This window comes from Actinoplanes sp. NPDC021490, assembly GCF_055562135.1.
Map to the genome: position 1 here is coordinate 38,354 of NZ_JBVHFW010000003.1, position 21,110 is coordinate 59,463.

The window sequence follows — 21,110 nt, forward strand, 5'->3', positions numbered from 1 at the left end:
TCCGCCCGGTCCTCCGGTGTTCGGCCTGTTCGCCAGGCCTGCCCGAACGGTGGACGTGCCAGGCCCGGACACACGCTCTGAGCAGCGAAAAGTGTTCGCCGCAGATCGGTGAACACCCGAACCGGCGATCGACTGGGGCCATCAGCCAGTCAACCGGAGGACACCATGCCGACCCAGCTCACCACCACCCCCGCCCAGGACGACACCCACGAAGCGGACAGCCACGAGGCCGAACTGCGGGCCCTGATGGCGATGGCCTCGCACGACCTGAAGTCCCCGCTCGCCAGCGTCTCGGCTCACGTGCAGATGCTGCACGAGGACTACGGCACCACCCTGGGTGACGGCTTCCAGCAGGACATCGCCGCCATCGAGCGGGGTCTGCGCCGGATGAACCAGCTGGCCCAGGACCTGCTGCAGTACGCCCGGGCCGACCACACCCTCGAACTGGCGCCGGTGGAGCTGCGCGACCTCGCCCACGAGGTCCTCGCCGACCACATCACCGCGCCCGGTCAGGTCCTGGCCACGCTGAGCGGCTCGTGGCCGGCCGTGACGGCCGACGCCGGGCTGCTGCGGCACGTCTTGGACAACCTGATCGGCAACGCCGTCAAGTACTCGCCCGCGGGCACGACGCCGCAGATCACGGTCGAGGCGCGCACGCTCGCCGACGGCACCGTCCGCGTCGAGGTGGCCGACCGCGGCATCGGCATCCCCGGCGCGGACCGCTCCCGGATCTTCGACGCCTTCCACCGCTGCACCAACACCGGCGGCCGCCCCGGCACCGGTCTCGGCCTGGCCATCTGCCGCCGCATCGTCGAACGCCACGGCGGCCGCATCGGCGTCACCGAGAACCCCGGCGGCGGCAGCCGCTTCTGGTTCACCCTGCCCGGCTCCGCCCCGGCCGCGTGAGGCCGGCCCGGAGAAATCGGCTCGCGCAGACCGCCGAAGGCGAAGGACTGTTCGACGGTCACCTGGGGGTGGCCGAAGCGGGCGGCGGCGTGGCCGGGTTCGTCGCGCTCGACGACGAGATCACCTGGCTGTACGTGGATCCGCAGCGCTACCGCCGGGGCGTCAGCCGGGCTCTGCTGCGGCACGCGCTCGAGGCGGCCGGGCCCCGGGTGGAGGTCACCGTCCTCGACGGCAACCCGGCCGCCTTGCAGCTGTACCTGAGCGAGGGCTTCACCATCACGGAGACGCGGACCGGCGCGCTGGCCGGCAACGAGGCCTTCGCCGCGACCGGCCACATCATGCATCGCGGGTCCGCGCCGGGCGGTCAGCCGGATGGGCTCAGCGGGTGATGGTGAACCGGTCGACGATGCGTCGCAGCTCCGTGGACATGGTGGCGAGCTGACCGGCGGCCTGGTGTGCTTCGTCGATGCCGGCGCTGGTCGTCCGGACGGACGAGGCGACCCGGTTGACGGTGTCGGCCACCGTGCTGCCGGCTCCGGCCGCTTCGGCGATGCTCCGCGACATCTCGCTCGTCGTGGCGCTCTGCTCCTCGACGGCCGAGGCGATGGTCACCTGGAACTCGTTGATGCGCGCGATGATCTGGCTGATCTCTTCGATCGCGCTGATGGCCCCGTTGGTGTCGCCCTGGATCGTGGCGACCCGGCGGCCGATGTCCTCGGTCGCCTTGGCGGTTTCCTGGGCCAGATCCTTGACCTCGGAGGCGACGACGGCGAAGCCCTTGCCGGACTCACCGGCGCGCGCGGCCTCGATGGTGGCGTTGAGCGCCAGCAGGTTCGTCTGCTCGGCGATCGCGGTGATGACCTTGATGACGTTGCCGATCTCGGCCGACGACTCGCCGAGCTTGGCCATCACGTCATTGGTCGCCGCGGTGATCTGGACCGCCTGCGAGGCGACCTGCGCCGCCTGGGACGCGCTCTGGCTGATCTCGCGGATGGACGCGCCCATCTCCTCGGCGCCGGCGGCCACCGTCTGGATGTTCGACGACATCGTGCCGGCCGAGCTGGCCACCTCGGCCGCCTGGTGGGCACTGTCCTCCGAGCCGGCGGCGCTCTTCTCGCTGGAGGCGGTCAGTGAGGCGGCGGCCTCGGCCAGCCCGACAGCGTGGGCCGACAGGTCGCTCAGGGTCCCGCGCATGGCGGCCGTGGCGCGGCTCAGGCTGACCGCCATCTGCCCGAGTTCGTCGCGCTGATCGACGTGGGCCTCCTGGGTCAGGTCGCCGCCGCCGACGGCCTCGAGCACGGTGGACACCTTGCGCAGCGGCGCGACAATCATTCGGGCCACCAGCAGCGCCAGCACGACGGCGAGCAGGACCGAGACGGCGAAGGCGGTGAGCACGATCGTCCGGGTCTGCTGCACGGTGGCGTCGAACTGCTGACCGGCCACCAAGGCGTCGTTGGCCCGGGTGATCTCGTCGTCGAGCAGCGACTCGTACACCTTGCGAAGGTCACGGTTGGTGCCAAGCGCGGCAGTCGTCGCCTCGCGGGGACTGCCGCCGAAGGCCGCGAACTCGGCCTCCAGGGCGGCGAACCAGGCATCCGTGGCCGCACTGATCCGGTCGATGGTGGCCTGTTCGGCCGGTACGCCGAGAGCGCGGGCGGCCAGCAGCTCGTCGTCGACATCCTTCTTGCGGCCCAGTGCCTCGTCCCGGAAGTCGGCGTCACCGGCGATGAGGAAGCCGCGTTCGTCGTTGGCGGCCGACTTGGCAGCCAGGGCGGCATTGTTCAGGCTGGTGATGTACGGGACCGCCCGTTGCAGTTCGGCCGAGCGGGTGGCTTGCAGGTCCGCGATTCCGACCAGGCTCAGCGACCCGACCACGATCGTGCCGGCGACGGCCACGCCCGCGACCATCATGACCTTGGTGGCAACTTTTCGGTTCCGTACCCAGTTCGCAACGCCCACGAGGCCCACTCCGCATTCGATTCCGATACGGCTGGCCGCCGTCACCGGTAAATCGGCAGAACCGAATGGCATCCAAATCAATTAACCGGATGTTTACTTTCGACGTCCCACCAAGAACCGCCGGCTCAGGCGCGGACGGCGGGCGGCGGGCCGTAGACCAGGCGCAGGATGGCGTCGGTGAGGGTGTCGAGCAGCTCGTCCTCGTCGTGGGCGCCCGGATTGGCGTACGCGTCGGCGAAGGTGATGCTGCGCAGATGGACGGCCATCTTGGCGATCAGGCCGGGCGGGCCGGCCACCGTGCGGCCGGCGCGCGCGTCGCGCTCGATGCGCCGGCTGAACATCGTGCAGCCCTCGTCGACCAGCCGGTCACGGACGTGCCGGACCTCGGGGCCAGGGTCGGGCGTGATGAAAGCCTCGCGCAGCCAGCGCCCGTCGGCCTTCCACCGGGCCAGTCCCGCGGCCAGGCCGCGGCGCAGGGCGTCCCGGTCGACGCCGTCGGAGGCCAGCCACTCCGCCATCTCGAGATCGGCCTCGGCCAGGCGCTGGTCGACCAGCGCGGCCAGCAGCGCCTGCTTGGACTCGAAGTAGAAGTAGAAGCCGGAGCGCGCGATGCCGGCCGCCCCGGCCAGCTCGTCGATCGTGACCTGGCTGATCGACTTGTCGCGGAAGACGGCCCGGGCCGCGTCGATCAGCGCCTGCTCGCGCTGGTCGCCTTTGGTGGGGGCTCGGCGGCTCCGGATGGCTGGCACGGCGTCGACTTTACCGTCCATCGGCTGAAATCGACATCACATCCTTAATTTTCGACACGGTGTTGAGAACTGTGGGCTACGCGTCTAGCGTTCGAGTTCATGAGCCTCAAAGCGCGCCTCGCGCTACCCGTCGCCTGTTACGTGGTGCTGCTCGTCTCGGCGCTGCAGACCCTCGTGGTCCCGGTCGTCGCCACTATCCAGGCCGACCTGGGCGTCACGACCAGCGCCGCCAGCTGGGTGGTGACGGCCAACCTGCTCGCCGCCGCGGTGTTCACCCCCGCGCTGGGCCGGCTGGGCGACCTGCACGGCCGCCGCCCGGTGATGCTCGGCGTGCTGGTCGTCGTGCTGCTCGGCTCGGTGCTCGCCGCCACCACCAGCAGCCTGCCGCTGCTGCTGCTCGGCCGGGTCGCCCAGGCGGCCAGCTTCGGGCTCTTCCCGCTGGCCATCGGCATGCTCCGCGAGGAACTGCCGCCGCAGCGCCTGACCGCGGCGATGGCTCTGGTCAGCGGCATGCTGTCGGTCGGCGCCGGGTTCGGCCTCGTGGTCACCGGGCTGCTGATGCGCGGCGGCGGCGACTATCACCAGCTGTTCTGGCTGGCCACCGCGATGACCGCAATCGGCCTGGCCGGGGTGTGGCAACTCCCCCGCCGCGCCGGTGCGGCCACCGGCCGGCTCGACTGGGCCGGCGCCGCGCTGCTGGCGCTCGGCCTGGTGCTGCTCATCCTGCCGCTGGAGGAGGGCAACGGCTGGGGCTGGGGCTCGGCCCGGGTGCTCGGCTCGCTGGCCGCCGCGGTCGTCGTGCTGACCGGCTTCGTCCTGTTCGAGCGGCGGATCGCCCACCCGCTGGTCAGCACGCGGATGCTCAGCCACCGCCCGATCGTGGTGGCCAACGCGGCCGGGCTGTTCCTCGGCTTCGCGATGTTCGCCGTCTTCCTGGCCGTCTCCGCGCTGGTGCAGACGCCGCACGACGTCGCCGGCTACGGCTTCGGCGCCTCCGTCCTCGCCGCCAGCCTGGTCTATCTGCTGCCCGGCACGGCCAGCGGCGTGATCTCGGCGCCGCTCGGCGGCCGGCTGGTCGCCCGCTTCGGGGCGAAGGCGACCCTGGTGATCGCCGCGGTCCTGGCCGGGCTCGGCTTCGGCATGCTGGCGCTGCTGCACGCGTCCACCTGGGAAGTCGTCGTCGGGGCCCTGGTGGTCAACACCGCCGTCACCTTCGGCTACGCGGCCCTGCCCGCGCTGCTCATCGCCCACGTCGAGCCGGCCGAGACCGGCATCGCCAACAGCGTCAACTCGATCGCCCGCTCGGTCGGCATGTCGCTGGGCACCGCGTTCGTCATCACCATGATGACCCGCAACCCGATCTCGGCATCCGTGCCGCTGCCGCAGGAGAAGCAGTTCGTGACCGTGTTCGTGACCGGCGCCATTCTGGCCGCCCTGGCCGCCGCGCTGGTCGGCTGGGCACTGCCCCGGGTACGCGAGCCCAAGCTGACGGTGGCCGAGGTGGAGGCCGACGACGTGCTGGGAGCGGCCGGCCTGGAAGTGCCGAGCGGCCGCTCAGGTGCGGCGCCGGCGTAGGGAACGCAGAACCGGGACGGCGCTGGTCACGGCGAGCGCCCAGAGCACCAGCAGCGGCTGGAACAGCAACCGGATCGCCCGGGCGGCGTCGGTGTCCAGGCCGAAGCCGTCCCGGTGCCCGGTGAACTGGGCGATGTTGCCCGGCAGGATCGCCACGAAGAACGCCGCCGTGACCGCGCCCACGATGCCGCGGGCGGGCTGCCGCCAGGTCGCGAGCAGAGCGATCGCGAGGCCCAGCTCGACCAGGCCGGAGGCGATCACCACCAGGTCCGCGTCGAGCGGCACCCACGCCGGCACCTGCGCGCGAAACTCCGTACGGGCGAAGGTCATATGTCCGATGCCGGTGAACAGCAGGAACCCGCCCAGCACGATCTGACCCGCGGTCCGTAAGCCGTCGCGATCACCCACCCGCACACGATAGATCGGTCCGGCCGGTTTCCCCGTACGCGTCCCCGGCCGGCCTCCGATCATCAGCCGGCTTGCGGGACCTCGTCGTCGCCGGGGACCCGCCGGACCTCGATCTTGGCGCCGCGGGCCACCGGGACCCGCTTGGCCCACTCGACCGCCTCCGACTGCGAGGCGACCTCGACCATGAAGAAGCCGCCGAAAAGTTCCTTGGTCTCGCCGTACGGGCCGTCGGTGACCACCGGGGCGTCGCCGCTGAAGTCGACCACCACACCCTTGGCCGGGTCGTCCAGGCCTTCGGCCGCGAGCAGGACACCGGCCTTGACCGCCTTGTCGACGAACTCGTGGGTGCGGGCCATCAACTCCTCGATGCCGGCCATCATGGCCGCGTTCGACTCGTCGGTGCCCCGCATGATCAGCAGGTACTTCGGCATCGCGTTCTCCTCGTCCGACGGGCCGCCGCTCGGCCCGGTCACCCACAGGTCGAACGAGTCTCGCCCGGATCGACACGACCCGAAAGCCGATCGCGACGCACGCCACGGCCCGCCGCGCCGGTGGTTGGATCACCGGCGTCTGGGAACCTGGGGGTATGCCAGTTATCAGCGGGGGTCCTGCCACCAGCCGTCATGCCCGTCGTCTCGTGCGCGTCGACCGTTCGCTGCCCCGCACGGTCGAGCACCCGGTGCGTACGGTGGTGGCCGGCGGTGGCATTGCCGGGATGACGGCGGCGCTGCTGCTGGCCGAGCGCGGCGTCAGCGTGACCCTGCTCGAACGCGACGAGCGGCTCGGCGGGCGGCTCTCGGCGTGGCCGAAGAAGCTGGCCGACGGCTCGCATCAGATGGTCGGCCACGGGTTTCACGCGTTCTTCCGGCAGTACTACAACTGGCGCAACATGCTGCGCCGGATCGATCCGTCGCTGTCGTTCCTGCGTCCGGCCGACGGTTATCCGGTGGTGTCGCGGCAATGGCCCGAAGAGGATTTCGGCGGGCTGCCGGGACGGCCGCCGTTCAATCTGCTCGGCCTGCTGGCCCGCTCCCCCAGCCTGCCGATGCGTGAGATGCGCGATGTCGACGGTCCGGCCTCGCTGGCGCTGGTGCGCTATTCGCGGGCCGAGACCTATCGCGAGTACGACAACATGTCGGCGGCCGAGTTCCTCGATCGGCTGGCCATGCCGGAAAGGGCGCGCGCGCTGCTGTTCGACGTGTTCGCGCATTCGTTCTTCAACCCGGCGACCGAGATGTCGGCGGCCGAAATGATCATGCAGTTCCACTTCTATTTCCTGCGTAATCCGGAAGGGCTCGACTTCGACGCGCCCGACGACGACTACCAGTCGGCGATCTGGGGGCCGTTGAGCGACCGGCTGCAGGCGCTCGGCGGGGAGATCCGCACCGGGGCCACCGTCGACCGGGTCGAACCGGGCTGGACGGTCACGCTGACCGGCGGCGAGCAGATCCGGGCCGATCACGTGGTGCTGGCGGCCGATCCGGCGTCCACGGGCGACATCCTCGCCGCGTCGGCCGGTCTGCCGGGCGAGCTGACCAGCAAGATGAAAACCGTGACGACCACTTCCCCGTACGCGGTCAGCCGGTTCTGGACCGACAAGGACGTCGCCGCCGGCCGCGCGATGTTCAGCGGGGTCGCCGGGGAGCCCCTGCTGGACTCGGTCAGCCTGTTCCACCGGGTCGAGCGCGGCGCGGCGCAATGGGCCCGGCGCACCGGGGGCGCGGTCGTGGAACTGCACGCGTACGCCGCGGACCCCGGCATCGACGCCGGTCGGGCGGCCGAGGACATGTGGTCGCAGCTGGCCGGGATCTGGCGGGAGGCGGGCTGGCTGCGGATGGTCGACAGCGACAGCCGGGTCGGCCACGACGCGCCGTCGTTCGGGGTGGGCAGCGACGCCACCCGCCCCGGCGTGATCACCGCCGCCGACGGGTTGTTCCTGGCCGGCGACTGGGTTCGCATGCCGTTCCCGTGCGCGCTGATGGAACGCTCGGCCGCCTCGGCCGCGACCGCCGCCAACGCCATTCTGCGCCGGCACGGCGTACGGCCGGTGCAGGTGTTCTCGGTGCCGACGCGCGGGCTGCTGGCCCCGCGGCGTCAGGCGACGGGCGGCGTACGGGCAAGCAGGTCCTGATGGCCGATGACCGAAAGCAGTTGCAGTTTTTCGTAGCTCTCGCTGCCCGGAATGGCGGTGTAAACGAGCAGCGTATGTGACTGTTCGGGATCCAGGAGTCCCTGGCAGGCCAATTCGAGGTCGCCCACCTCGGGGTGCAGGAAACGTTTGGTGTGGCTGTACCCGATGCCGATCTCGTGCTCGTCCCAGACGGCCCGGAATTCCTCGTTGCTGTCGAGCAGAAGACGCTGCAGGTGGGCGGCATACGAATTCGGCCCGCGCAACGTGACCACCCGGCGCAGGCCGGAGGCGAACACGCGGGCGTGCAGCGGGTGATCGTCGGGGTGGTAGAGGGCGCGGCTGGCCGGGTCGGTGAAGAAGCGGTAACCGATGCTGCGCGACGGACCGGTGTAGCGCATGAGGTCGCCGGTGAGCGCTACACCCAGTGGCGTCTGGCGCAGCGTCTCGCCGAGCTCGGTGACGATCTCGGCCGGGGTGTCGGTGAGCCGGTCGAAGATCCGCAGCATGCCGGGGCTGATGTGCTCGCTGGTCGTGCCGCGCGCCGGCGGATTGTGCCCGGCCAGGCGAAACAGGTGGTCGCGTTCGTCCAGCGACAGGTGCAGGCCCTGAGCGATCGAGGCGATCATCTGCTCGGACGGGTGCGGGCCCCGCTCGCGCTCGAGGCGGCTGTAGTAGTCGGTGGAGATGTGACAGAGCGTGGCGACCTCTTCGCGGCGCAGCCCGGCCGTGCGACGCCGCTGACCGCGGGGCAGGCCGACGTCCCCGGGTTGCAGCGACTCCCGGCGGCGGCGCAGGAACTCGGCCAGTCCGGTGCGATCAATCATCGTTTCGTTCTATCACCGATCCGGCACCGCATCCTCGGCCCGCCAATCCCCCTTTGACGGGCCTTCAAGCCTGGGATCGCCAGGCCGTGGATGTGCCCGCGGATCCGGTGCAGCCTGAAATGGCATCCAGCACCGCGCAGAAAGGCGCCCGCAAATGGCACGCACATCCTCCGGGTTCACCGTTCCCGGCCTGTCCGGCAAAATCGCCGTCGTCACCGGCGCGAGCGACGGCATGGGGCTGGGAATCGCAGCCCGGCTCGCCGGGGCCGGCGCCGAGGTCGTCATGCCCGTACGGAACCGCCTGAAGGGTGAGAAGGCGATCGCCCGCATCAAGCAGGAGCACCCGGGAGCCGCCGTGTCGTTGCGCGATCTCGACTTGTCGTCGCTGGCGTCGGTCGCCGCGCTCGGGGCCACGCTGCGTGACGAGGAGCGGCCGATCCACCTGCTGATCAACAATGCCGGCGTGATGACCCCGCCCGAGCGCGCGGTCACCGCGGACGGGTTCGAGCTGCAGTTCGGCTGCAACCACCTGGGGCACTTCGCGCTGGTCGCCCATCTGATGCCGCTGCTGCGGGCCGGGCGGGCCCGGGTGACCTCGCAGCTGAGCGTGTCGGCCAACCAGGGCGCGATCAACTGGGACGACGTGAACTGGGAGAAGTCCTACAACGGGCGCCGCGCGTACAGCCAGTCCAAGATCGCGCTCGGCCTGTTCGGGCTCGAACTGGACCGGCGCGCCCAGGCCGGCGGCTGGGGCATCACCAGCAACATCGCCCATCCCGGCATCGCCCCGACCAACTTGCTGGCCGCCCAGCCGCAGCTGGGAAGGGCCAAGGACACCACGTCCGTACGGCTGATCCGCGCGCTCTCCCGCCGCGGCATCCTGGCCGGCACGGTCGAGTCGGCGGGCGGGCCGGCCCTGATGGCTGCCACCTCCCCCGAGGCGCGCGGTGGCCGCTTCTACGGTCCGAACGGTCTCGCGCATCTGAGCGGCCCACCGGCCGAGCAGCCCGTCTATACCCGCCTGCGCAGCCCCGAGGACGCCGAGCGCATCTGGCAGATCTCCGAGAACCTGACCGGCGCGACGTTCCTGGCCTCGCGCTGACCGTCGCGTCACCGCCCGGCGTCGTAGGCCTGTCTCGCCCGCTCCACTTCGGGCAGGTTCGCGTCGGCCCAGGTGGCCAGGTGCGCGAACAAGGGCCCGAGGCCGGCGCCGAGCTCGGTGATCTCGTACTCGACGCGGGGCGGCACCTCGGGGTGGTACGTGCGGGAGATCAGGCCGTCGCGTTCGAGCTGGCGCAGCCGCTGGGTGAGCACCTTGGGCGTGATGCTGGTCAGCCGGCGCTCCAACTCGACGAACCGTTGCCGGCCGTGCTGGTGCAGGCTCCACAGGATGGGCGTCGTCCACCGGCTGAACACGATGTCGACGACCGGCGCCACCGGGCAGGCCAGCTCAGGATCGGCCGATTGCTTCACGTGCCCTCCGCCATAAAGCCATTACTTTCCTCCAGGTACCTACTATCCCGAGGCTACTAGCGTCTTCTCCAGCCGCGTCGCCGACGACGTCACGTCGACGCGTTCCGCTGAGTCACTGCATGAGGTGGCGGATCTGGTCGAACGAGGGATCGAGCCGGACGGCGGTCGAGGCCCGGCCCTCCCGCCACTGCGGCAGGTGCGACTCAAGTTCGGCCCGCGCGTTGGTCTGGGCGTCGACGTAGTAGTGCAGGGTGCGCAGCCGATCGCTCGTCTCGTGGGCGACGAGCGCGCCGCGGGGGCCGAGGGCCGCGCTCAGCTCGTCCTCGAACCGGCGCAGGGCGGTCAGCGACTCCTCGACCGGCAGCAGACCCTGATTGTAGTGCTGGAAGGGCAGGCGGATGGGCACGTGCAGGTCGAAGCGGGGCCACCGGGCCGGGCGCAGCGGCGACGCCACCGTGGCGACCAGCGGCAGGCCGTTGCGCTCGCCCTGCAACAGCGCCCACGAGTCGTCGCCCTCGGCCACCGTGTCGACGGCCTTACGCAGTTCGGCCGGAGTGCGGGGCTGAGCAGGCTCGGTGTCGGTCCAGGTGATCTCGCCGAGCCAGATCTCCACGTCGTTCTCGCCGAGCGCCCAGTCGAGCGAGAGGAAGGTGATCTGGCCCCGGGCGTCGTCGGGCAGGCCGGCGAACCCGGGGTGGTAGCAGACGACATCGATCTGACGGGCCTGATCCCGTACGGCAAAGCCGAACCGGATCTCGGAAAGCTCGAGCCGGTGGCCGCCCAGCTCGATGGTGGACTCGAACGTCGTCGGGTCGGCGGCCCGGACATTGCGGTAGGACCAGACCTCGTCGGCCGGCGGGGCGGCGGCCAGCCATCGGGCGGCGACCGCACGAATCTCGGCCTGCCCGCCGGGCGTGACGGCCAGCGCGTGCGCGGACGTGCCGCCGGGAGCCAGTTCCCAGTGCAGGTCGGGGTGGATCGCCTCAACCCGGCGCCCGATCTCGCCGGACAGCTCAGGAATCGTGCCCTTGCCGATGGCCGCGGCCACGTCGCCGCGGGCGGTGGCCCACCACTGCCAGAACTCGGCGATGGTCTCGGCCTCCGGGCGGGCCTTCTTCCTGAACAACCTCATGGCGGCGGAGTGTAACCGGCCGCCGCGGGGGCGGATCGCAACCCGCGATAGCGGTCGGCGCGGCGCTGGTTGACCACGCTCAGCACGATCGCGCCCGCCCAGAGGAGGATCTGGGAGACGCGTAGCGCGATGTCGGTGGCCGTGTGCGGGCCGGCGATCAGCATGGCGACCGCCGCCGCCAGGAGAACGGCGAACACGTACCGCATCCGGCGGCCCTTCGGCGAGGCCTTGAGGGCCCGGCGGGCCAGCTCGTCGACCCGGGCGTCATCGGCTTCGCCTTCGCGGATCGCCCGGCGCACGGCCCGGCGGGTCTCGGCGCTCTCGCCCCGCATCCGGCCGTATCCGGTGTCACCGCTGATTCCCTGCACGATCACGAGGACCAGCCCGCACAGAATCAGTACGGTGCCGGCCACCGCAAAAACGGTACTCAGCATGATCACCCCCCGGTCCATCCCGAGGTACCCGCTGAGCCGTTACTACATGCCTTCCGCGGCCGGGAGCGCCGGGACGGAGGCCGAGATCGCGGTGCCGCCGCCCGGTTCCGACTCGATGTCCAGCCGGCCCGCCAGACGCTGCACCCGCTGCCGCATGCCGGTGAGCCCGAAACCGCCGTACGGGGAACCGATGGTCCGCTCGGCCCCGGGCCGGAATCCGACGCCGTCGTCGCGCACGTCCAAGGTCACCAGATCTTCCATGTACGACAGGGTCAGCCCGACGCGAGTGGCGTTCGCGTGCTTGGCCACGTTGGCCAGGGCCTCCTGCGCGGCACGCAGCAACGTCACCTCGACGTCGGCGTGCATCGGCCGCGGGTCGCCGGTCGTGGTCAGCACCGCGTCCACCCCGTAGACCTGCGACCAGCGCCGGGCCACGTCGCCGATCGCCTCCGGCAGCTGGGCCCGGGCCAGCACCTCCGGCTCCACCGCGTGGACCGTACGGCGGGCCTCGGTCAGGCTCTCCCGGGCCAGGGTGATCGCGTTGGTCACGTGCCGGTGCGACGCCGGAGGCCCGGTCATCGCCTGCTGCGCGGCCTGAAGCTGGGTGAGGATGCCGGTCAGCCCCTGGGCCAGGGTGTCGTGGATCTCCCGGGCCATCCGTTCCCGCTCGTCGCGCACCCCGGCCTCGCGCGCCCGCACCAGCAGCTCGGCGTGCAGGCCCGCGTTCTCGGCCAGCGCCGCCTCGATCCTGACGTTTGCTTCGTGCAACTCGGCCAGCGCCTGCCGCTGCCGCCGGTCGCGCCGGTCGGCCATCTCCAGCAGGCGCGACGACCCCCAGGCCAGCACCGTGCTGATCAGGCTGATAGCCAGCCACGCCCACCAGAACCCGCCCCGGAGGGTGTCGATGCCGCCCAGGTACGACACCGCCATGATCATGGAGGTGGCGGTGGCGCCGGCGTAGCGCCACCGGCCGCGCAGACAGAGGAAGGCCTGGGGGTATCCGGCGAACGCGAACAGGCCGTACCAGGGCGCGATCACCACCAGGGCGGCCGCCAGCGCCAGGAGCACCGCGTAATACAGCCCCATGAGCCGGGTCCGGCCGTGCCATCCAGGGTGGAGGGTGTGGAACCACAGCATCCAGGCCGCGGTCACCGCCGACAGCCCGAGCGTCGCCGGGAGCTGGTGCGACGCCTCCCACAGCGGCAACAGCAGGGCGACGAGCGTGCAGACGGCCAGGAGGGCGTACGGCAGGAACCGCAGGACCGCTGACTCCCGGCGCTCCCAGCGGTCGAATTCCGCGCCCAGCTCTACGTTCACGTCGCACTCCCGGCCTCATCATGGCATGCCGCGGCGGGCAGAATGGGGCCGTGAGATCGCCGCTTACCACTGCGCCCGCTATTCGCGCCGGCAGCATCGCCGCCGGGCCGCAACCGCTTCTCACCGCCGAGGGCGGCCTGGTTCTGCGCCCCTGGAAATCGTCCGACGCGGCGGTCTTCCTGGGCGCGTACCAGGATCCGGCCATTCAGCGCTGGCACACCCGCCAGCCCGCGTCCGAGGATGACGTACGGGAATGGTTCGAGCTGTATCGCCAGAACTGGCTCCAGGAGAAGGGCGCGCACTGGGCGGTCACCAGCGACGGTGACACAGTGCTCGGCCGCATCGCCATCGGGAGCATGGATCTCGACGACGGCGTCGCCGGATGCGGTTACTGGGTGCTGCCCGCCGCCCGCGGCTCGGGTGTGGCTTCGCGGGCCCTGACCGCGGTCAGCGGGTGGGCGCTGAGCGACGCCGGCTTCCACCGCGTGCATCTGAGCCACTCCACCCGTAACGAGGCCTCGTGCCGGGTGGCCCTCAAGGCCGGGTTCCGTCTCGAGGGCACCAAACGCAGCGAGGCCGTGCACGCCGACGGCCGTCACGACATGCACCTGCACGCCCGGATCCGGGGCGACTCGCCGGTCGTGGACGCCTGACCTATCGGGCCGGGCGCTCGTAGAGCAACTCGGTGCCGTCCTCGTCGTCCCACTGCTCGCCGACATGAGCGAAGCCGAAGCCGGCGATGGTGGCCAGCGAAGCCTCGTTGGTGGGACTGATGCTGGCCCGCACCGTGATCGCCGACGGTTCGGCCGCCGCCCAGCGCAGCAGCTCGGCCACCATCGCCCGGGCATACCCTTGCCGGCGGAACTCCGGGGCGGTGCTGTACCCCATCTCGACCATGCCGTCGCCGTCCGGCGGGCCGTGGAAGCCGGCCGCGCCCACCACCACGTCGTCGGGAATGGACACCGCGGCCCGGACGATCCAGTCGGCCGCGGCCGGGTCCCCGGCGATCTGGTCGAGGCGCATCCGCCACAGCCAGGTGATCTCGCTGGACAGGAACCAGTCCGAGAGCCGGACCCCGGACACCTCGCGGGCGGCGGCCAGATCGCCGTCGAGCAGGGCTTGCAGGGCCGTCGGGGGCAGGCGCACGAAACGTACAGAGGAAGACATCGCGTAGATCATGGCATCCGGCTGACATGATCGGCGCGTGACCACCTTCCGTCTGCTGCGGCAGACCGGCCGCGGGTCCCGGTACGCCGTGGTGACCGTCGAAGCCGAGCCGTCCGGCGGGCCCGATGGTCGAGGTTGTCGCCGACGTCGCGACGTCAGCCGGCGGCCGGCGGAGCGACCCGGGCCACGAGGAACTTCGGGGCCATCTCGCAATAGCTGTCGGTGAGCAGTTCGGCGATCTCGGTCCAGTCGGTGTGGTCGCCGAGGAAGGCGCGGACGACGTTGCGGCCCCAGTCGGCGCGGACGAACGGGAAGCCGCCGGCGGTCAGGCCGTCAAGGTCGTCGACCGGTACGCGGAACGACAGCACGGTGGGTGCCTCGCCGGCCGTTCCAGGGTGGGCATAGACCGGATAGCGCTGCGGGTCCGGCGTGTAGACGTGGGCGACGGTCTTCTGCCGGATCCGCCAGCGGACACCGATCCAGGCCGGTTCCTCGTACGTCTCCGGCAGCCCCCGGCAGATCGGCCGCAGCCGGTCCAGGATGTCCGGTGGCACGTCTCCAGGGTCCGACACCCCTCGACTCTAACCGCGGGCGGCGACGGCGTCGGCCAGCGCCCGGGCCAGCCACTGCTCGTACTCCTCGGGGGACCAGCCCCGGTCCCCGACGAGCAGTTCGTAGACCTCGGGGGCAATCAACGTCCACACGATGTCGCGGGCGCGGCCGGGCTCGAGGCCGGGGCGCAGGCCGCCGGTGGCCACGAGGTGCTGCACGACCCCGCCGGCGCCGATCATGCGTTCCTGGTTGGTGGTCTCGCGGAACTGCGCCAGGTCGGGGTCTCCCCCGCGCGCGCCGGCCAGCAGCTTGGCCAGCAGCGGACCCGTGCGCTCGGCGATCCGGCGGGCGGCGAAGGCGTACCGGGCCAGCTTGTCCTCGGGGCCGGTGGCGGCGAACACCGCCTGGATGTCGGGGCGGTCGATCATCGGGACGGGCTCGTCGTCGCCGGCCAGCGTGACGTCGTACACGTCCTTGATCAGGGCGGCCTTGGTGCCGAACGTCTTGTAGACCGTCTCGGGCGAGACGTCGGCGTGCTCGGCCACGTCGCGCATGGTGACCGCCATGGGACCCCGCTCGACCAGCAACTCCCGGGCGGCGTCGATCACGCGGCGGCGGGTGAGGCGCGCCTGTTCGGTGCGGCGGCTGTTGTCGTATGCCCGACGAGTCATTGAGTACCGTTCACTAGTATCGAATACTTCTCCACTGTAACCGATTCTTCTGTGGAGGCCTTCATGCACACCATCGACACCGACGCCTGCATCCGGTCCATGGACATCATGGCTTCGGGCGACCTCGCCGAGCTGGCCCGGGTGGTGCATCCGCAAGCGACCAACCGGGAAGCCAAGGACGAGCCGCCGGCCTGCCGGGGGCAAGGGCCGGCCGCGTTCGAGGCCACCGCCCACTGGCTGCGATCCGGGTTCGCGGATCTGAAGTTCGACGTCCACGACGCGGTGTCCGACGGCGATCTGGTCGTCGTGCACTGCACGATGTCGGGACGCCAGGTCGGGCCGTTCGTGGCCTACGACGAGCACGGCGAGGTGGCTCAGGCGTTTCCGCCGACCGGCCGCACGTTCGCGATCACCCAGACGCACTGGTTCCGCATGCGGGACGGCCTGGTGATCGAACACTGGGCCAACCGCGACGACCTCGGCATGGCCGCCCAGCTCGGCTGGGTCCCGCCCACCCCGGCGTTCCTGTGGCGGATGGCCCTGGCCAAGCGTCAGGCCCGCCGCGCCTCGCGCCTCTCTAGGCAGCCTAGCCACTAGGAGACCTAGTTCTCAGGCGTGGTGAAATACCGTCATGCCCCACGACCCGCCCGAGCCGTTCGCCGGGCTCGATCCCGCCACCCTGGCCGTACGCGACCTGATCGGCGGGTCGCGGGAACTGGTCGGCCGGATGGCCGAGCGGATGCACATGAACGCCACCGACATGTCGGCCATCGGCGCGCTCGTGCAGCACGGGCCGATGGGCGCCACCGAGCTGGCACAGCACCTCGGCATTCGCACGGCGTCGGTGACCCTGCTGATCGACCGGCTCGAACGCAGCGGTCACGTCGAGCGCAAGCGCGACACCACCGACCGCCGCCGCGTCATGGTCACTGAGACCGAGGCCGCCCGGCAGGCCTCGGTCCGGGCCTGGGCCCCGATCATCGGGAAGATCGACGAAGTCTGCGCCGCCCTGCCGGAAAGCCGGCGAACAGTCATCCTGGATTTCTTCGCCCAGCTGGCCGACGTGATCGCCGACGACGAACGCCAAGGGCCTTAGCGGCGCACGAGGGAGTCGTAGAGCTCCGAGAACTGTGACCGCCGGTGGGCGTAATGCTCGAGGTGGGCGCTGCGGGGCTCGTACGTGGTGCCGGTGGTCCGCGATGCCCGCGGCGTGTCCGGGGCCAGCACGTCCAGCGCGAGCAGCGCCGTGCCGCGCTGGGTGGAGCGCCGCCGGGTGACGTGCGTGACCGGCCGGCCGAGCACGTCCGCCAGGACCTGCAGCCACTCGGGCTGGTCGTTGCTGACCCGGCCCGCCGCCGCGACCTCCAGCACCTGCGGGGCGGCCGGGTGCAGCTCGTCGGCGACTCGCGCGTAGGTCAGGGCCACGCCCTCGACGATGGCGCGGAACAGGGTGTCGGCATCCGTGGCGGCCGACACCCCGGTCAGCGTGGCGCGGGCCCCGCCGGCCCAGCCCGGGGCGCGTTCCCCGGTGAGATACGGCAACACGAGCGGCGTGGAATCGCTCGGCGGCGCGGTCAGCACGGCCGCCAGTCCCGGGCTCAGGCGCAATGTGCTCTGCGCCCAGCTGACCGCGCGGCCGACGTCGTTGATCGCCCCGCCGAGCAGGGTGCGCCGCGCGTCGACCCGGTAGTTCCACAACCCGAACGGCAGCGGATCGGCCGGGCCGTCGATCAGCACCCGCAGCGCGCCGCTGGTGGCCGTGGCCGCGGTGAGCACGGTGGCGTCGGTCGCCCCGGACCCGATGTTGCTGGCGAACCCGTCGGTGATTACCGGGAACCACACGGCCCGGGCCAGCGCGGGCCGGGCCGCCGGGCTCGCGGGCACCGGGTCGCTCATGTCCCGCGGCGGCGAGAACCGTTCGGGGCCGGCGTCCACGGCCGCGAGCAGCTCGGCGTCGAGTTCGCCGGTGCGGCGGTCGAGCAGTCCGGTCCACGCCACCGTGGACGTGCCGGCCAGCGGCTGCCCGATCAGCCGGGCCCAGACGTATTCGCCCAGCGACCACCAGGCGGCGGCCGCGGCGACCACGTTCGGCTGGGCCTCGGCGAGCCAGCGCAGGCGCGGGGCGTGGTAGCTCGTGTGCAGCCGGGTGCCGGTGCGCTGCTGCACCGCGCGCTCGTCGAGCTCGTGGCGCAGCGCCTCGACCGCGGCGGCGCTGCGCGAGTCGGCGTAGGTCAGGCACGGGGTGAGCGCGCGCCCGGCCGCGTCGACCGCGATCAGCGAGGCGGCGAAGGTGTCCATCGCGACACCGGCGATGCGGGTGCCCAGCCGCGGGTGGCCGGTCACCGCGTCGAGGACCTGCCCGACCTCGGCGGTCACCTGGTCGGGGTCGATGACCGAGGTGCCGTCGGGCGCCACCGTGAACGCGTGCGGCACCTTGTGCTGCAGGCCGTGGACCGGCCGCCCGGACGCGTCGTGCACGCCTCCGCGGGTCGCCGTGGAGCCGATGTCCAGCGCCAGAACCAGCGGGTCCAGGGCATCGTCGAGGGCGACGTGATCGTCGATCCGGGTCACCGCCAAACCCTAACGCCGTACGCCCGCCGTCGCCCGGGTCATCGCGGACGGGTCCCGTGTCGACCCAGAGCGTGCGGATTGACTATCACCCCTGCGAATGAAATGACCGAGCCACCGATCCGGCGGACCGCAATTCAACTTCTGGCCGTGTTTTATCGCTGTATTTTGTGCACTGCCAATTCTCAAAATTCAGCTCTCGGGAGCAATCTTGAATGCACCACATAATTCCGTCCGTACCGCGGTGCCCATGCTGCGCAGGGTGACCATCGGCGTGATCGCCGGCGCGGTTCTCGCTTTCGCACCGGCGGGCGCCGCTGCCGGTTCGGCCCCCTCGGCCGCCTCCGCCGCAACCGGCTCGGCCTGCTGGAGCCATGAATACCGTAAAGGATTGCTACGCCATACCGTGTGGGTCACGAACCGGTGCTCCACGGCCGTTTCCATCAAAGTTGTCACGTTCAGCCCGAAGCCCGCGTGTCTCACGGTCCCCGCCGGGCAGAAACAGGGATGGAGGCTCGGCCGCGGTTACATGTATCTGGGAGTGCAAGAGGTGACTTCCTGCTAGCCGGAAGGCCACTCCACTAACACGGCCATTCCAGCAATGACGGGAAGGCCGTTCCGCGGCGGCCCGTGCGCCGGGTCAGCGTTGCCTTCAGGCCGGGCCTTTGTGGGTGTGACGCGGTTTGCGGTCGACGGCTTGCAACTCACCGGCGATGCGCTCGCGTACCGGCTGCACCAATTCCAGGGCCCGGTCGCCGCGGCCCCCACAAAATTTCTTGCCCGCGGGTGTCGGATCGGCCGGACGCCGTTCGTAGCGTACGTAGAGGCGGACAGCGGGTCCGGCCGAGCAGAGGGAGCGACGATGCCCGAGTACCTCATCTACTTCAACCAGCAGTGGGTCGGCGACCACAGCGAGGAGTGGTTCAACGGGCGCGGGCCGCTCGCCCGGGCGGCTGTCGAGGAGATCAAGGCGGCCGGGGCGTACGTCTTCGCCGGTGGCCTGGAGGAAGAGGACGGGCCGGTCTTCAGCGCCGACGCCACCAGCGGCACGGTGCTGTTCACCGACGGGCCGTACGTCGAGACCAAGGAGTTCCTGGGCGGGCTGACCATCGTGGACGTGCCGGACGAGGAGACCGCCCGGATGTGGGCCGGCAAGATCGCCGAGGCGTGCGGCTGGCCCCAGGAGGTCCGCCGCTTCAAGGCGTAGCGTCGGCCTTTCGTCCGACTCGCGACAGGCGCCGGTCGATCTCCGGCCGGATGTGCCGGCGGCGCCCGGAGCGGTGGGATGCAGCGATGAAGGTTCGACTGTGTTCCCGGCCCGTGATCGGGTTGCTGCTGGCCACCGGGGCCGCGCTGGTGGCGGCATTCGTGCTCGCCCCCGCGGCCCTGCTGCACCGGACGTACGGCGATTTCCATGACGAGGCCGCGCTGCGGGCCGCGGTCGGGCGCGGCCTCGTCGACTATTGGCGCGGGGACAGCCCGGCCTTGCCCGCCTCGTTGGCCAGGCTCGTCGACTACTGGTTCCAGTGGCATGCGATCAAGGTGCTGATCACCTCGTTGATGCTGGTGGTCTTCGCCCTGCTCGCGGTCGCGCTGTGGCGCCGCTACCTGCACGGCACGGCCAGGCATGCCGCCGCGGCGATCACGGCGACGATCTTCTCGGTCGTGGCCACCGGCCTGCTGATCCTGAACATCCAGGCGACGGCGGTACCGCTGGTCGCGTTGCTGCCTCTGGTGGACAGCGCGGCGGCGGGCGGGGAAGTCGCTCAGACCCTGCGGGAGATGCGCGAGGGGCTGACGGGGTCGGCCGCCGGCTCCGAGCTTCTCGGCGCGGTGGAGCGCTACCACTGGGTCATGGTCGCGGTGAGCGCCACGGTAATGCTCGCTACCGGCGTGGCCGGTGCGGCCCTGTGGAAGCGGCGCGCCACCGGCCCCGTACGCGTCCGGTCCATGCGCCGCAGCCTCAGCGTCATTCTGGTCCTCACCGCGGGCCTGCTGCTCGCCGTGGTGGCGGTCAGCGCCCTCTCGGCCGCCGACCCCGCCGGCGCGCTCCTCGCCGCCCTCGGCGCCGGCTGACCGGGGTCAAGAGGCGAGGAGTCCGCACCAGAAGTAGCTCGGCACGGCCCGTGTCACCCATGGGCCGACCGCGATGCTGCCCCCGCCCGATACGGTGGACTTCATGACGACCTACTCCGGCCCGGCGCGGCTCACCCTCGCCGGCGGCACTCAGGTATCCGGCATGGCCTCGCTCAGCACCAAGCAGCGCGGAGGAGTCGAGGGCTGGGGCGGCACGTTCCGCCCCGACCAGACCAGCGCGGACATCCGTGACGAGTCCGACGGGCTCACCCTGGAACTGCCCTACGACCAGGTCGGTTCGGTGTCCGTCACCGGCGTCCGCAAGCTGCTCGCGACTCAGACGCTGGTGTCACTGACCGGGCACGGCCCCGCACCGTTCTGATCGGGCCTCACTGACGGCCCGGGCCGGGGCCGGGCAGTGCGCGGCCCCGGCCAGTTGCGCGCCGGGGCCCCGGTGCCCAACGATCGGGTGTTGTGTCGATCGTGGGTATGGATGCCGAGATTTCCCCCGGACGGGTGGTCGTGGTCATCGACGTCATCCGGGCGTTCACGACGGCCGCGGTGGCCTTCGAGCGCGGCGTGACCGACATAGCGTGCGCGCCGACGGCCGACGCCGGGCGGGAACTGCGCCGGCGGCACCCGGACCGCCTGCTCACCGGGGAGACCGGCGGGCTCAAGCCCGCCGATTTCGACCTCGGAAACTCCCCCGCTGAGATGTCCGCGGCCCAGGTCGGCGGTCGGCGTCTGATCCAGGCGACGTCGAACGGCACACGCGGGCTGGCGAAGTGCCCGCAGCCGGCAGCCCTGCTCGCGGTGGCCGCGGTCAACGTCGGCGCCACCGCCCGGTGGATCACCAGCCACCACGCCGGCGTTCCGTGGACCCTGATCTGCACCGGCCGGAGGGCCGAGGACCGGGCCTGCGCCGAGCACCTGGCCGCCCTGCTCGACGGGGCGGCGCCGGACCCCGCCGAGCTGATCGCGGGCATCCGGCGGGGCGCCGCCGAGCATGCGCGGGCCTGGGCCGGCGCGCCCGCGTCCGATCGGGTCGACCTGACCGATGACCTGCCGTTCTGCTGCGACGTCGACCGGTCGCCGTTCGCCATGGTCGGCGCGGTCCGCCAGGACCACGTCGTCCTCACCAGGGCGCCCGGCAGAACCGGCGGATAGG

General features: G+C 71.4%; 25 protein-coding genes and 1 pseudogene. 12 read left to right on the forward strand and 14 right to left on the reverse strand.

The features are described from left to right. The first annotated feature begins 165 nt into the window (after positions 1-165). Together ACZ3I4_RS08325 and ACZ3I4_RS08330 are read left to right on the forward strand one after the other, a co-directional pair. Positions 166-906, forward strand: coding sequence for a sensor histidine kinase (locus ACZ3I4_RS08325; RefSeq protein ID WP_465381205.1), 741 nt, complete (start codon positions 166-168; stop codon positions 904-906). 20 nt (positions 907-926) lie between these two features. Further along, a pseudogene (locus tag ACZ3I4_RS08330) lies at positions 927-1,295 on the forward strand (GNAT family N-acetyltransferase); the annotation flags it as partial. Here the strand turns inward: ACZ3I4_RS08330 and ACZ3I4_RS08335 are convergent. Together ACZ3I4_RS08335 and ACZ3I4_RS08340 are read right to left on the reverse strand one after the other, a co-directional pair. Continuing rightward, positions 1,285-2,865 carry a methyl-accepting chemotaxis protein gene (locus ACZ3I4_RS08335; RefSeq protein ID WP_465381206.1) on the reverse strand — a complete coding sequence of 527 codons (1,581 nt, stop codon included), beginning with the start codon at positions 2,863-2,865 and terminating at the stop codon, positions 1,285-1,287. The pseudogene ACZ3I4_RS08330 and the gene ACZ3I4_RS08335 sit on opposite strands and share 11 nt — an antisense overlap. Before the next feature lie 125 nt (positions 2,866-2,990). Next, positions 2,991-3,614, reverse strand: coding sequence for a TetR/AcrR family transcriptional regulator (locus tag ACZ3I4_RS08340; protein ID WP_465381207.1), 624 nt, complete (start codon positions 3,612-3,614; stop codon positions 2,991-2,993). A 99-nt stretch (positions 3,615-3,713) separates the two neighbouring features. On the opposite strand from ACZ3I4_RS08340, the gene ACZ3I4_RS08345 reads away from it, so the two are divergent. Beyond that, positions 3,714-5,189: an MFS transporter gene (locus tag ACZ3I4_RS08345; protein WP_465381208.1), complete on the forward strand. Its 1,476-nt coding sequence runs from the start codon at positions 3,714-3,716 to the stop codon at positions 5,187-5,189. Here the strand turns inward: ACZ3I4_RS08345 and ACZ3I4_RS08350 are convergent. Next, entirely contained in the window at positions 5,169-5,597 is a 429-nt protein-coding gene (locus ACZ3I4_RS08350; protein WP_465381209.1) for a DoxX family protein, read from the reverse strand. The two genes, ACZ3I4_RS08345 and ACZ3I4_RS08350, sit on opposite strands and share 21 nt — an antisense overlap. 62 nt (positions 5,598-5,659) lie before the next feature. Continuing rightward, positions 5,660-6,028, reverse strand: coding sequence for a YciI family protein (locus tag ACZ3I4_RS08355; protein WP_465381210.1), 369 nt, complete (start codon positions 6,026-6,028; stop codon positions 5,660-5,662). 206 nt (positions 6,029-6,234) lie between these two features. Here ACZ3I4_RS08355 and ACZ3I4_RS08360 point away from each other — a divergent pair, with 206 nt between their 5' ends. Beyond that, the gene (locus tag ACZ3I4_RS08360) at positions 6,235-7,728 is read left to right on the forward strand and encodes an FAD-dependent oxidoreductase (protein ID WP_465381211.1); all 1,494 of its coding nucleotides are present in this window, start codon (positions 6,235-6,237) and stop codon (positions 7,726-7,728) included. On the opposite strand, the gene ACZ3I4_RS08365 is transcribed toward ACZ3I4_RS08360, so the two are convergent. Beyond that, positions 7,692-8,552: a helix-turn-helix transcriptional regulator gene (locus ACZ3I4_RS08365; RefSeq protein WP_465381212.1), complete on the reverse strand. Its 861-nt coding sequence runs from the start codon at positions 8,550-8,552 to the stop codon at positions 7,692-7,694. The two genes, ACZ3I4_RS08360 and ACZ3I4_RS08365, sit on opposite strands and share 37 nt — an antisense overlap. A 154-nt stretch (positions 8,553-8,706) precedes the next feature. On the opposite strand from ACZ3I4_RS08365, the gene ACZ3I4_RS08370 reads away from it, so the two are divergent. Then, a complete protein-coding gene (locus ACZ3I4_RS08370) occupies positions 8,707-9,654 on the forward strand; it encodes an SDR family oxidoreductase (RefSeq protein ID WP_465381213.1) in 948 nt (315 codons plus the stop codon). Between the two features lie 8 nt (positions 9,655-9,662). Here ACZ3I4_RS08370 and ACZ3I4_RS08375 read toward each other — a convergent pair whose 3' ends face one another. From ACZ3I4_RS08375 to ACZ3I4_RS08390, 4 genes are all read right to left on the reverse strand, one after another. Next, positions 9,663-10,025, reverse strand: coding sequence for a winged helix-turn-helix transcriptional regulator (locus tag ACZ3I4_RS08375; protein ID WP_465381214.1), 363 nt, complete (start codon positions 10,023-10,025; stop codon positions 9,663-9,665). A gap of 112 nt (positions 10,026-10,137) precedes the next feature. Then, positions 10,138-11,157 carry a hypothetical protein gene (locus tag ACZ3I4_RS08380; RefSeq protein ID WP_465381215.1) on the reverse strand — a complete coding sequence of 340 codons (1,020 nt, stop codon included), beginning with the start codon at positions 11,155-11,157 and terminating at the stop codon, positions 10,138-10,140. Then, positions 11,154-11,570 carry a hypothetical protein gene (locus ACZ3I4_RS08385; protein WP_465381216.1) on the reverse strand — a complete coding sequence of 139 codons (417 nt, stop codon included), beginning with the start codon at positions 11,568-11,570 and terminating at the stop codon, positions 11,154-11,156. The genes ACZ3I4_RS08380 and ACZ3I4_RS08385 overlap by 4 nt, the downstream gene beginning before the upstream one ends. Before the next feature lie 63 nt (positions 11,571-11,633). Beyond that, positions 11,634-12,908: a sensor histidine kinase gene (locus ACZ3I4_RS08390; RefSeq protein WP_465381217.1), complete on the reverse strand. Its 1,275-nt coding sequence runs from the start codon at positions 12,906-12,908 to the stop codon at positions 11,634-11,636. Between the two features lie 50 nt (positions 12,909-12,958). Between ACZ3I4_RS08390 and ACZ3I4_RS08395 the strand changes: the two genes are divergently transcribed. After that, on the forward strand, positions 12,959-13,561 hold the full coding sequence (locus ACZ3I4_RS08395) for a GNAT family N-acetyltransferase (RefSeq protein WP_465381218.1): 603 nt from the start codon (positions 12,959-12,961) through the stop codon (positions 13,559-13,561). A 1-nt stretch (position 13,562) separates the two neighbouring features. Here ACZ3I4_RS08395 and ACZ3I4_RS08400 read toward each other — a convergent pair whose 3' ends face one another. The 3 genes from ACZ3I4_RS08400 to ACZ3I4_RS08410 all read right to left on the reverse strand — a co-directional run bounded on the left by ACZ3I4_RS08400 (position 13,563) and on the right by ACZ3I4_RS08410 (position 15,298). Next, the gene (locus ACZ3I4_RS08400) at positions 13,563-14,075 is read right to left on the reverse strand and encodes a GNAT family N-acetyltransferase (RefSeq protein ID WP_465381219.1); all 513 of its coding nucleotides are present in this window, start codon (positions 14,073-14,075) and stop codon (positions 13,563-13,565) included. Positions 14,076-14,230: 155 nt separating this feature from the next. Beyond that, positions 14,231-14,647 carry an MmcQ/YjbR family DNA-binding protein gene (locus ACZ3I4_RS08405; RefSeq protein ID WP_465381220.1) on the reverse strand — a complete coding sequence of 139 codons (417 nt, stop codon included), beginning with the start codon at positions 14,645-14,647 and terminating at the stop codon, positions 14,231-14,233. Positions 14,648-14,656: 9 nt separating this feature from the next. Next, entirely contained in the window at positions 14,657-15,298 is a 642-nt protein-coding gene (locus tag ACZ3I4_RS08410) for a TetR/AcrR family transcriptional regulator (protein ID WP_465381221.1), read from the reverse strand. A gap of 63 nt (positions 15,299-15,361) precedes the next feature. Between ACZ3I4_RS08410 and ACZ3I4_RS08415 the strand changes: the two genes are divergently transcribed. Both ACZ3I4_RS08415 and ACZ3I4_RS08420 read left to right on the forward strand, forming a co-directional pair. Then, positions 15,362-15,895 carry an ester cyclase gene (locus ACZ3I4_RS08415; protein ID WP_465381222.1) on the forward strand — a complete coding sequence of 178 codons (534 nt, stop codon included), beginning with the start codon at positions 15,362-15,364 and terminating at the stop codon, positions 15,893-15,895. Positions 15,896-15,929: 34 nt separating this feature from the next. Next, positions 15,930-16,394, forward strand: a complete 465-nt coding sequence (locus tag ACZ3I4_RS08420; protein ID WP_465381223.1) for a MarR family winged helix-turn-helix transcriptional regulator — start codon at positions 15,930-15,932, stop codon at positions 16,392-16,394. Here the strand turns inward: ACZ3I4_RS08420 and ACZ3I4_RS08425 are convergent. Both ACZ3I4_RS08425 and ACZ3I4_RS08430 read right to left on the reverse strand, forming a co-directional pair. Further along, entirely contained in the window at positions 16,391-17,869 is a 1,479-nt protein-coding gene (locus tag ACZ3I4_RS08425) for an FGGY family carbohydrate kinase (protein ID WP_465381224.1), read from the reverse strand. The genes ACZ3I4_RS08420 and ACZ3I4_RS08425 overlap by 4 nt on opposite strands. A 189-nt stretch (positions 17,870-18,058) precedes the next feature. Beyond that, positions 18,059-18,310, reverse strand: a complete 252-nt coding sequence (locus ACZ3I4_RS08430) for a hypothetical protein (RefSeq protein WP_465381225.1) — start codon at positions 18,308-18,310, stop codon at positions 18,059-18,061. Between the two features lie 418 nt (positions 18,311-18,728). Between ACZ3I4_RS08430 and ACZ3I4_RS08435 the strand changes: the two genes are divergently transcribed. From ACZ3I4_RS08435 to ACZ3I4_RS08450, 4 genes are all read left to right on the forward strand, one after another. After that, positions 18,729-19,073, forward strand: coding sequence for a YciI family protein (locus ACZ3I4_RS08435; protein ID WP_465381226.1), 345 nt, complete (start codon positions 18,729-18,731; stop codon positions 19,071-19,073). 86 nt (positions 19,074-19,159) lie between these two features. Continuing rightward, entirely contained in the window at positions 19,160-19,942 is a 783-nt protein-coding gene (locus tag ACZ3I4_RS08440; RefSeq protein ID WP_465381227.1) for a hypothetical protein, read from the forward strand. 103 nt (positions 19,943-20,045) lie between these two features. Continuing rightward, positions 20,046-20,324: a hypothetical protein gene (locus ACZ3I4_RS08445; RefSeq protein WP_465381228.1), complete on the forward strand. Its 279-nt coding sequence runs from the start codon at positions 20,046-20,048 to the stop codon at positions 20,322-20,324. A 107-nt stretch (positions 20,325-20,431) separates the two neighbouring features. Next, on the forward strand, positions 20,432-21,109 hold the full coding sequence (locus ACZ3I4_RS08450) for a 2-phosphosulfolactate phosphatase (protein ID WP_465381229.1): 678 nt from the start codon (positions 20,432-20,434) through the stop codon (positions 21,107-21,109). The last annotated feature ends 1 nt before the right edge of the window (position 21,110 follow it).